General features: G+C 69.7%; 11 protein-coding genes. 9 read left to right on the top strand and 2 right to left on the bottom strand.

Annotated features, from left to right (window positions below):
- Positions 1-237 precede the first annotated feature (237 nt).
- Positions 238-588 (top strand): DUF485 domain-containing protein, encoded by a 351-nt coding sequence (locus F0L68_RS39435; protein ID WP_149855038.1) that lies wholly within the window; start codon positions 238-240, stop codon positions 586-588.
- Positions 585-2,219: a monocarboxylic acid transporter gene (locus F0L68_RS39430; protein WP_149855037.1), complete on the top strand. Its 1,635-nt coding sequence runs from the start codon at positions 585-587 to the stop codon at positions 2,217-2,219. Before F0L68_RS39435 ends, F0L68_RS39430 begins: the two co-directional genes overlap by 4 nt.
- A gap of 121 nt (positions 2,220-2,340) precedes the next feature.
- On the opposite strand, the gene F0L68_RS39425 is transcribed toward F0L68_RS39430, so the two are convergent.
- Positions 2,341-3,231 carry a hypothetical protein gene (locus tag F0L68_RS39425; RefSeq protein ID WP_149855036.1) on the bottom strand — a complete coding sequence of 297 codons (891 nt, stop codon included), beginning with the start codon at positions 3,229-3,231 and terminating at the stop codon, positions 2,341-2,343.
- 173 nt (positions 3,232-3,404) lie between these two features.
- On the opposite strand from F0L68_RS39425, the gene F0L68_RS39420 reads away from it, so the two are divergent.
- From F0L68_RS39420 to F0L68_RS39400, 5 genes are all read left to right on the top strand, one after another.
- Positions 3,405-3,926: a SigE family RNA polymerase sigma factor gene (locus F0L68_RS39420; RefSeq protein ID WP_223199552.1), complete on the top strand. Its 522-nt coding sequence runs from the start codon at positions 3,405-3,407 to the stop codon at positions 3,924-3,926.
- Positions 3,923-4,879, top strand: coding sequence for a hypothetical protein (locus F0L68_RS39415; RefSeq protein WP_149855034.1), 957 nt, complete (start codon positions 3,923-3,925; stop codon positions 4,877-4,879). The genes F0L68_RS39420 and F0L68_RS39415 overlap by 4 nt, the downstream gene beginning before the upstream one ends.
- A 73-nt stretch (positions 4,880-4,952) precedes the next feature.
- Positions 4,953-5,300 (top strand): rhodanese-like domain-containing protein, encoded by a 348-nt coding sequence (locus tag F0L68_RS39410; protein ID WP_149855033.1) that lies wholly within the window; start codon positions 4,953-4,955, stop codon positions 5,298-5,300.
- Positions 5,301-5,303: 3 nt separating this feature from the next.
- Positions 5,304-6,206, top strand: a complete 903-nt coding sequence (locus F0L68_RS39405) for a DUF4328 domain-containing protein (RefSeq protein WP_149855032.1) — start codon at positions 5,304-5,306, stop codon at positions 6,204-6,206.
- A 146-nt stretch (positions 6,207-6,352) separates the two neighbouring features.
- The gene (locus tag F0L68_RS39400) at positions 6,353-6,991 is read left to right on the top strand and encodes a nitroreductase family protein (RefSeq protein ID WP_306463218.1); all 639 of its coding nucleotides are present in this window, start codon (positions 6,353-6,355) and stop codon (positions 6,989-6,991) included.
- 113 nt (positions 6,992-7,104) lie between these two features.
- On the opposite strand, the gene F0L68_RS39395 is transcribed toward F0L68_RS39400, so the two are convergent.
- A complete protein-coding gene (locus F0L68_RS39395) occupies positions 7,105-7,677 on the bottom strand; it encodes a TetR/AcrR family transcriptional regulator (protein ID WP_149855031.1) in 573 nt (190 codons plus the stop codon).
- Between the two features lie 104 nt (positions 7,678-7,781).
- On the opposite strand from F0L68_RS39395, the gene F0L68_RS39390 reads away from it, so the two are divergent.
- Complete coding sequence (locus F0L68_RS39390; RefSeq protein ID WP_149855030.1) at positions 7,782-8,090, top strand: hypothetical protein; 309 nt, start codon at positions 7,782-7,784, stop codon at positions 8,088-8,090.
- 97 nt (positions 8,091-8,187) lie between these two features.
- A complete protein-coding gene (locus F0L68_RS39385) occupies positions 8,188-8,910 on the top strand; it encodes a VOC family protein (protein ID WP_223199551.1) in 723 nt (240 codons plus the stop codon).
- The last annotated feature ends 217 nt before the right edge of the window (positions 8,911-9,127 follow it).

Genomic DNA, 9,127 nt, shown 5'->3' with positions numbered 1-9,127 from the left:
TAAGCAACGACAATCTACTAGTTGGTTTCCTTCCGTAGCCGGATTCACGATGCGGTGACATGGTGTCCTCCGGCCCAGTGATACGTCGGACTCGTCTGTCAATGTCTGGTACTCGTCTGACGACATGACCGTTCGTCGCGTCACCCGTCTACTGGGCGCAAGTCCACGTCCGGAGGCTTATCAAGTGAACGTCGTCTCTCTACGGTTCACGCGCGTAACCGATCATCGGGAGGGGCAGTGAGTACCACCGAGAGCACACCGGCCGACCGGACGCCAGATGCCGAGGAGTGGCTCCGCATCCAGTCCAGTCCTGACTTCGTCCAGCTCCGCCACCGCCTTCGGACCTTCGTCTTTCCGATGACCGCCGTGTTCCTCGCCTGGTACCTGCTCTACGTCCTCCTGGCGGACTACGCGCACGGCTTCATGTCGACGAAGCTCTTCGGCAACATCACCGTCGGGCTGGTCTTCGGGCTGCTCCAGTTCGTGTCCACCTTCGTCATCACCGCGCTGTACGTCCGCTACGCCAACCGGAAGCTCGACCCGGTCGCCGAGCAGATCCGCACCGAGATCGAGGGGGCCGCGAAGTGAGGGTGCTCGCGCAGGGCGTCGAGGGCAGCAACCCGACGCTGAACATCGCCATCTTCGCCGGCTTCGTGGTGATCACGCTGATCGTGGTGCTGCGGGCCAGCCGCAACACCAAGACGGCGGCGGACTACTACGCCGCGGGCCGCGCCTTCACCGGCCCGCAGAACGGCATCGCGATCTCCGGCGACTACCTGTCGGCGGCCTCGTTCCTCGGCATCGCCGGGGCCATCGCCGTCAACGGTTACGACGGCTTCCTTTACTCGATCGGCTTCCTGGTCGCCTGGCTGGTCGCGCTGCTGCTGGTCGCCGAGCTGCTGCGGAACACCGGCAAGTACACGATGGGCGACGTGCTGAGCTTCCGGATGCGCCAGCGTCCGGTCCGCGCCGCAGCGTCGATCTCCACGCTCGCCGTCAGCTTCTTCTACCTGCTCGCCCAGATGGCCGGCGCCGGCGGCCTCGTCGCGCTGCTGCTCGGCATCAGCAGCAAGGGCGGCCAGGCCGCGGTGATCGCGGTGGTCGGCGTCCTGATGATCGTCTACGTGTTGGTCGGCGGCATGAAGGGCACCACCTGGGTACAGATCATCAAGGCGGTGCTGCTGATCCTCGGCGCCGCGGCGATGACCGTCTGGGTGCTGGGCAAGTACGGCTTCAACCTGTCCAGCCTGTTGCAGGGCGCGGTGGACAAGGCCGGCAAGACCGGCGAGGCGCTGCTCGGGCCCGGCAAGCAGTACGGCGCCACCGGCACCAGCAAGCTCGACTTCTTCTCGCTCGGCCTCGCGCTGGTGCTGGGCACCGCGGGCCTGCCGCACGTGCTGATGCGCTTCTACACCGTGCCGACCGCCAAGGAGGCCCGCCGTTCGGTGGTCTGGGCGATCGGCCTGATCGGCGTGTTCTACCTGTTCACCCTGGTGCTCGGCTACGGGGCCGGCGCGCTGGTCGGCCCGACGAAGATCAACGCCGCGCCCGGCGGGGTGAACTCGGCCGCGCCGCTGCTCGCCCAGGCGCTCGGCGGCCCGGTGCTGCTCGGCTTCATCGCGGCCGTCGCCTTCGCCACGATCCTCGCGGTCGTCGCCGGCCTGACCATCACCGCGTCGGCCTCCTTCGCGCACGACATCTACGCGAACGTGATCAAGAAGGGGCAGGTCGACGACAAGCAGCAGGAGGTGCGAGTCGCCAGGATCACCGCCGTGGTGATCGGCGTCGTCGCGGTCGGCGGCGGCATCATCGCCAACGGCCAGAACGTCGCGTTCCTGGTCGCGCTCGCCTTCGCCGTCGCGGCCTCGGCCAACCTGCCGACGATCCTGTTCTCGTTGTTCTGGAAGCGGTTCAACACCTCGGGCGCGCTGTGGAGCATCTACGGCGGCCTGGCGATCACCATCCTGCTGATCGTCTTCTCGCCAGCGGTGTCCGGCAAGCCGGTGAACCCGAAGACCGGCAAGAGCCTGTCGATGATCCAGGGCGTGGACTTCCACTGGTTCCCGCTGGACAACCCCGGCCTGGTCTCCATCCCGCTGTCCTTCCTGCTCGGCATCGTCGGCACGCTGATCTCCAAGGAGCGCAACGACGCCAAGTACGCCGAGATGGAGGTGCGCGCGCTGACCGGCGCGGGTGCCGAACAGGCCGTCGCGCACTGACGACCCGCAAACCCAACGGCCGCAACACAACCGGCCACATCACAAACGGCAGCACAGCCAGAAGGCCACCTCGCGAGAGGTGGCCTTCTGGCTGTGCCAACCGATTCCGGCTACTTCCGGATCAACGGCGGCGGAACTCGTACACCGTGGTCTTCGCGTCGCACGGGGCTGGCGGGATCACCAGCACCCGCAGCGTGCCGGTGAACGCGTCGTAGTCGTCGCCCTCCACCTCGAAGGCGCCCTGGCAGGAGCTGGCCAGCGGCAGCTGCCCCAGCGAGGTGACGTGCGCGGTCACGTCCCGGCCGTGCAGCGCGGTCGGCAGGTCGATGCGCAGCAGCTGCTTGGTGGTCGGGTACAGGTCGGTGCCGTCGTCGTCGGTCGCGCACAGCAGCTGCCGCGCGGAGACGAACGTGCAGCCCTGCACGTTGCGCACCGGGTGGTCCAGGTTGATGTGCGCGGCCAGCGGCAGCGTCCCGCCGGCACGCGGGGTCGCCGGGTTGAGGATCGGTGTCGGCAGCACCAGCAGGTGGTTCATGGTGTCCCACTCGCCGGACACCAGCCACTGGCCGTCCAGGGACACCGCGGCGTAGGAGTTGTTCATCTGCTCGCCGGCGGCCAGCGGGTGCGTGTACTCGTAGCGCTGCCCGGTCGGCGTGGTCACCAGGAACATCTTCGAGGTCGGGTTGTCCAGGCCGTACTGGTAGGCGTCGAAACGGAAGCCGAACCGCGAGTCCGGGTCGCCGACGTGGCTCCAGCCCTCCGCGCGCTGCTCCGGCCGGATCGCCGCGTTGCCCATGTAGTACTCGTAGGGTCGGCCGAACCACGGGTGCACGGTCGCGACACCCTGGTTCTGCGTCGCGGTGTCCACCTCGTGCTGCGCCACCACTCGCCAACCGTCCACAGTGGACTTCGGCAGCGGGTCGGCGCCCGCGCTCGTCGTGCCGGACAACACCGCCACCGCCGCCACCGCGAGCACAACCGCGCCCCGGCAGAACCGACCAATCCTGTTCATCGTGCTCCTAGGTTCGTGACCTGCGACTTCTTCGGACACTGTCGACAAGCACGGACAACCCGGGTGAACGCGGCGCAGACCCCGCGATGAACACGGCGTGCACACCTCGGGTGCAACCCGACGGTCGGGAAGTGCGTAGAAGGGTGGACCGCAGACAGCAGGAGGAGTGCCGGGTGACCAGGTTCGACGGCGACTTCGCCGAGTTCTACGCGACGCGCTTCGAGTCGGCCAGACGCACGGCGTACGCGCTGTGCGTCGACTGGGTCGACGCCGAGGAGATCGCGCAGCACGCCTTCGTCCGCATGTACGCGGGCTGGCACCGGGTGCGCAGGGAGAACGCCGACGCCTACCTGCGCACCGTGCTGACCAGGGTGTTCCTCGACGGCAAACGGCGCGGCCGCAAGCGCGAACAGGTCGTCGCCGACCTGCCGGAGCGGCCGTTCCACCAGGACACCACGTCCAACGACGAACGCCAGCCGCTGCTCGACGCGCTCCGCCGGGTGCCGCCGAGGCAGCGGGCCGTGTTGGTGCTGCGGTTCGTCCAGGACCTGTCCGTCGAGCAGACGGCGACGGCGCTCGGCTGCTCGATGGGCACGGTCAAGAGCCAGTCCGCGCGCGGCCTGCACTCGCTCCGCGAGGCGTATCGCCGGGCAGACGCGGAACCCCAGACAGCGACGACCCCGGAGTGTGCGTGATGTGGGAAGAGGACGAACAGAAGCTGCTCGCGGAGCTGCGGTCCGCCGTCGGCGGACCGGCCCCCTCGGCGTCGCCGAACCTCGGCGAGGTAGTCCGCCTCGGCAGGCGGCGGCGAGCCGCGCGCCGGGCCGCTGCCGCCGCAGGCGCGCTTGCGCTGGTGGTGGGGGTCGGCGTCGGCGCGACGCTGCTGCGGGGCGCCGCGCAGGGGTCCGCCGACCAGGCTGGCGCGGCCTCGTCGGGCTGGGCGATCACCACCGCGCCCGCCGTCCCGGGCTGGACCAAGGTGAACCTGCCGCCGAAGACGCCGTACGGCACCTGGCAGCCCGACACCAGCAGCACGATGTCCCCGGGCAGGCCCGTGCTGAAGACGCCCATGTGCAGCCTTCCCGTGTACGACACGAGGGACTGGTTCGGCTCGGTCGAGCCGACCGAGCAGTTCCGCGCCGCGTTCGAGGCCGCGCTGCGCACGGCAGCCGCCCCGGCGCAGGTCGGCTCGCTGGCCGCGCGGCGACTGGAACCCGACCCGACCAAGGGCCAGACGCAGCCGGCGCACGACTACCAGGCCGACGTGACCGACCACGACGGCACCGGCAGCATTCGGCTCACCGCGAGCCACTTCCAGGGCACCCCGACCGAGGCGGCCGACCATCAGGCGTTCGACAAGGGCAACTGCGCCGCGCCCGGCCGCCAGGTGCTGCCGGACGGCACCGTGCTCCAGCTCTACGACGTGCGGCCGAGCTCGCCGTTCCAGTCCCTCAACCAGGCCATGCGGATCTACACCCCAAAGGGCCTGGTCTACGAGCTGGAGCTGGCCAACTACGGCAGCCCCGACTTCCGGGCCAACCCCCGCCAACCCGAGATTCCCGACCGGGTCGGCGCCGGTCGCGGCACCCTGCCGCTGAGCGAGTCGCAGCTCACCCAGCTCGGGCTGGCCGTCGCGGCGGCCGGCTGACCGGGCCTTCCACCGATCGTCCGTCGGCGGGTTCACGCCACACCCACCTGCCCGCGTGGCAGCATCTACAGGCGTGAACCCGCAGACGGTGCCAAGCGTTGCCGTGTCCGACGTGCCAGAGACCCTGCCGGAGGGCAGGGTGCTGCTCGACGTCCGGGAGGACGACGAGTGGGCCGCGGGGCACGCCCCGAACGCGCTGCACATCCCCATGGGCGAGCTGGCCGGGCGGCTCGCCGAGCTGCCCGAGGACAGCGACGTCCTGGTCATCTGCCGCAGCGGCGGCCGGTCGGCCAGGGTCACCGCCTACCTCAACGCGAACGGGTGGGACGCGGTGAACGTGGACGGCGGCATGTCGCAGTGGGCGGCCGCCGGGCGTCCCATGGTCAGTGAGATCGCCGACACCGAGCCCGAGGTGATCTGAGCCGTGCGACCGGGACAGCCGACGCGGGTGCACTGGGTGGCGACCCCGCCACCCGGCGCGCAGCGGCAGCGGCCTGTCCACCGCGCGCAGCGCTACCTCGGGCCGCCGTCCTACCCGGTGCCGCCGCGCTGGGGCTTCCCGCAGGTCGCCTGGCGCTGGCCGACCTCGGTGCCAGGCTCGGCCACGCCGACCGACCTGGCCGACCGGGTGCGGACGCAGGCGAGGTTCACCTCCCTGGTGCTGTACACCCTCGCCGGCCTCGCGGTGGTCGCGGCGGGCGGCGAGGTGTGGCGGTACGTGCTGCTGCTGCAAAGCCGGTACGGCGCGCTGGACAAGGGCGTGGTGGACACCTCGGACGCCCTGGTGGTGACCGCGTCGGTGGTCACGGTGCTGGCCGAGCTGCTGGCGATCCTGCTTGTCCTGTTGTGGCTGTACCGGGCGCGCCAGGTGGCCGCCGCCCAGGCTGGTTATCGCTCGTCCCGGTCCGACCGGGAGACGCTGATCGGCCTCGTGGTGCCCGGCGTGAACCTGGTGGTGGCCGGCGCGGTGCTGGCCGAGCTGGAACACGCCGCGCTGCGCCGTCCTGCCGAGGCGCGGCCGAGGCCGTCCCGGCTGGTGCGGCTGTGGTGGGCGGCGTGGGCCGCCGGCGGCCTCGTGTTGGCCGGCACGCTGCTGTGGGGCCTGCGCGGCGACGTGCAGTCGATGGCCGACGGGGTGCTGTTGCACGCCGTCGCCGACCTGTGCGCGGCCGGGGTCGCGGTGCTCACCGCGCTGGTCGTGCGGCGGGTCAGTGAGCTGCTGACGGCGGTCGAACCCGAGGACACGCGCCTGATGCTGGTGGTCAGCGTCGCCGACGCGCCCGAACCACCGCTGCGCGCGTTCCGCTACGCGGGCTCGCCCCGCTGAGTTGTCCACGCGGGCTCGCCCATCGAGTTGTCCACAGCAGTTATCCACAGGCAACCGTAATTCTCTGACCCCGCCCGGCGACTCTCGGTAGGCTGGCCAAGGGCAGTGCCCCCTGGGTGGGCGGGGGTCTGCCATAGGTGGGCGGGGTGCGCGCAGGTGGGCCGCCCGACACCGGATTCCGGCTGAGCGGGGGGTTGGCGTTGGAGTTCCAGGACGTGGTGCGGCGGCGGCGGATGGTGCGTCGGTTCACCGACGAGCCGGTGGCCGAGGACATCGTGCGGCGGATCCTGCGCAACGCGGTGCGCGGCCCGTCGGCGGGCTTCTCCCAGGGGCAGGCGTTCCTGGTGTTGCGGGGCGAGGATCTGGCCCGGTTCTGGGCGCTCGGCGTGGACTGGGCGGGCGAGCCGGCGCGGACGGCGCCGCTGGTGATCGTGCCGTTCGCGGTGAAGGACGCGTACCTGGACCGCTACGCCAGGCCCGACAAGGGCTGGACGGACCGGGACGAGGCGCACTGGCCGGTCCCGTACTGGTACATCGACACCGGCATGGCCGCGATGCTCATCCTCCAGACCGCCGTGGACGAGGGGCTCGGCGCGCTGCTGTTCGGGTTCGACCCGCCGGGTGTCGCCCGGTTCGCGGCGGAGTTCGGGGTGCCCGCCGACCACGAGCCGATCGGCGCGATCGCGATCGGCCACGGCGACGAGCCCGCACCGGCGAAGCAGGCGTCCTCGCGCAGCGTCGCCCGCCGCCCGGACGCCGACGTCATCCACTTCGGGCAGTGGTAAGCGACCGATATCGAGTTATCCACAGGCAGCGGCAACTCGTTGTGCCCCCCGTGACGGCCATGGCAGAAGCCTGATCGTGTCGGCGCGCCACGTTGTCGTGTTCCGGCACCGGTTCAACACGAGTTCGGGAGGCCGGAGAGCAGGGCCGCGGCAGCTCTGTCGAAGGGGGCGATGCTGCCTTCGGCGCGACACAGGATGTGGGCGCCTTCGAGTGTGACGATCATGAGGGTGGCCAGATCAGCGGCCTGGGACGGGCTCATTCCGGCGTGGGTGAGTTTTCCGGCGAGCTCGCTGCCCCATCCGGTGAATGCTTCGGCCGCGACAGTGCGCAGGCTGCTCTGGTCGGCGATGGCCGCACCGCCGTCGACGGTGACCGCCGCGATTGCGCAGCCGCCGCCCCCGGCGGACGCCTGCACCACGGGGCGCACGCTGCCAAGGAACGCCTCCACGACTTCGCGTGGCGTGCTGGCCGGCAGTTCGTGCAGGTGGCTGCGGACATCTTCGGCGTTGCGGCGGGCGGCTTCGAGTGCGAGCTGCTGTTTGCCGCCCGGGAAGTGGTGATAGATCGCTCCGCGCGCGGCACCGCTCTCGGCCAGGACGTCGGTGAAGGACATCGCGGCCAGGCCGTGGCGCTGTAGCAGTCCGATTGCTGCGCTGATCATGCGGGACTTGGTGTCCGCGGCCATCGCGACCCCCTTGACTAGTACGGACATCCTAGTCCATGCTCATCTCGCTAGGACGTACGTACTAGTAGGGCGAGCTGGACAGCCCCCGAAATCGGAGGTTCGTGATGGGCAAGACGTTTCTCTACACCGAGATCCAGTCAGCAGTGCCGTTCGATCAGTTCGACTGGCGCCAGATCAACGCGGCGCTGAAGACCGCGCCGGGCCTGATCCGCAAGACGTGGCTGTCCGGCATCGGAACGCACACCATCGGCGGCTTCTACGAGTTCGACAGCGCCCAGAACGCCCTGGCCTTCGCTCAGGGCCCTTTCGCCGACGAAGCCCGCCGGGCCGGAGCCCCGGCAACGACACGACTGTTCGACGGCGACATCGTCAAGGACGCCAGTATCGACCTGAACTCGCCCTACTACGCCTGACACCTACGCCTGACACCGCAGGTTGCCGCCACGTCGGTGCTGAACACCGCCTCGCTCCACCGCCGGGGCGAGGCGGCCTCAACGGAAAGTCATCTCGATGAACATCACGCGGCACCCCGAGAACACCGTGAGCTGGATCGACCTCGGCACCCCCGACATGGCAACGACGACGGCGTTCTACACCGCGCTGTTCGGCTGGACCGTCGCCCAACCGGACTCCAACGGCTACTGGCTCTGCACGCTACGCGGACATCTTGTCGCCGCCCTTGGGCCCGCCGAGGACGCCGGCGCGCCCTACTGGACGACCAACGTCACCGTGTCGGACATCCAGGCCACCGCCACCCGCTTCACGAACCTGGGTGCCCGGATCATCGTGGCGCCGACCCAAGTCGGGACGCTCGGCCTCGCCGCCGTCACGATCGACCCCGTCGGCGCGCCATTGTCACTCTGGCAACCCGGAACCCATGACGGCATGCAGCTGAACCACGAACCGGGGACCTTCGCCCGCATCAGCCTTCTCACCGCTGACTCCGCGCATGCCGCCGCCTTCTACCGACCGGCATTGCACTGGAACTCCAACCCCCGGCACACCGAGTTCCGGTTGCCGGACAACTCCATCGCCGCCACCGGCACGCCGCCATGCAAGCCAACGGCGCAGCGATCACTCTGGCTGATCAGTTTCGCCAGCAACAGGCTCACCGCCGACGCCAAGCTGGCCCGACAGCTCGGTGCGACCGACGTTCGCCACACCTCCAACGGAGACGTGGTCATGCGTGATCCCACCGGCGCTCTGTTCGGCCTTACCCAGCACGTCCGATAGTCCCGCTCCGCCCGGACGCCGACGTCATCCACTTCGGGCAGTGGTGAGCGACCGATATCGAGTTATCCACAGGCAGCGGCAACTCGTTGTGCCCCCGTTAGTGATCATCGATAGGCTGGCCAAGGGCAGTCCCCCTGGGCAATGCCACTTACTTAGCGTTCATGCTGGTCAGTACCGGGCGTTTTGCCTAATATCTACGGCTTCGGTGCTCGTGTGA

Origin of the sequence: Solihabitans fulvus (assembly GCF_008386585.1) — a bacterium.
Taxonomy (GTDB): Bacteria; Actinomycetota; Actinomycetes; order Mycobacteriales; family Pseudonocardiaceae; genus Solihabitans; species Solihabitans fulvus.
This window is presented reverse-complemented; position numbering and strand designations above follow the sequence as displayed.

Excerpts from the sequence above, each read along its gene's own strand:
- F0L68_RS39390 (WP_149855030.1), top strand. The coding sequence starts at position 7,782 with ATGGGCAAGACGTTTCTCTACACCGAGATCCAGTCAGCAGTGCCGTTC.
- F0L68_RS39385 (WP_223199551.1), top strand. The coding sequence starts at position 8,188 with ATGAACATCACGCGGCACCCCGAGAACACCGTGAGCTGGATCGACCTC.
- F0L68_RS39395 (WP_149855031.1), bottom strand. The coding sequence starts at position 7,677 with ATGGCCGCGGACACCAAGTCCCGCATGATCAGCGCAGCAATCGGACTG.
- F0L68_RS39425 (WP_149855036.1), bottom strand. The coding sequence starts at position 3,231 with ATGAACAGGATTGGTCGGTTCTGCCGGGGCGCGGTTGTGCTCGCGGTG.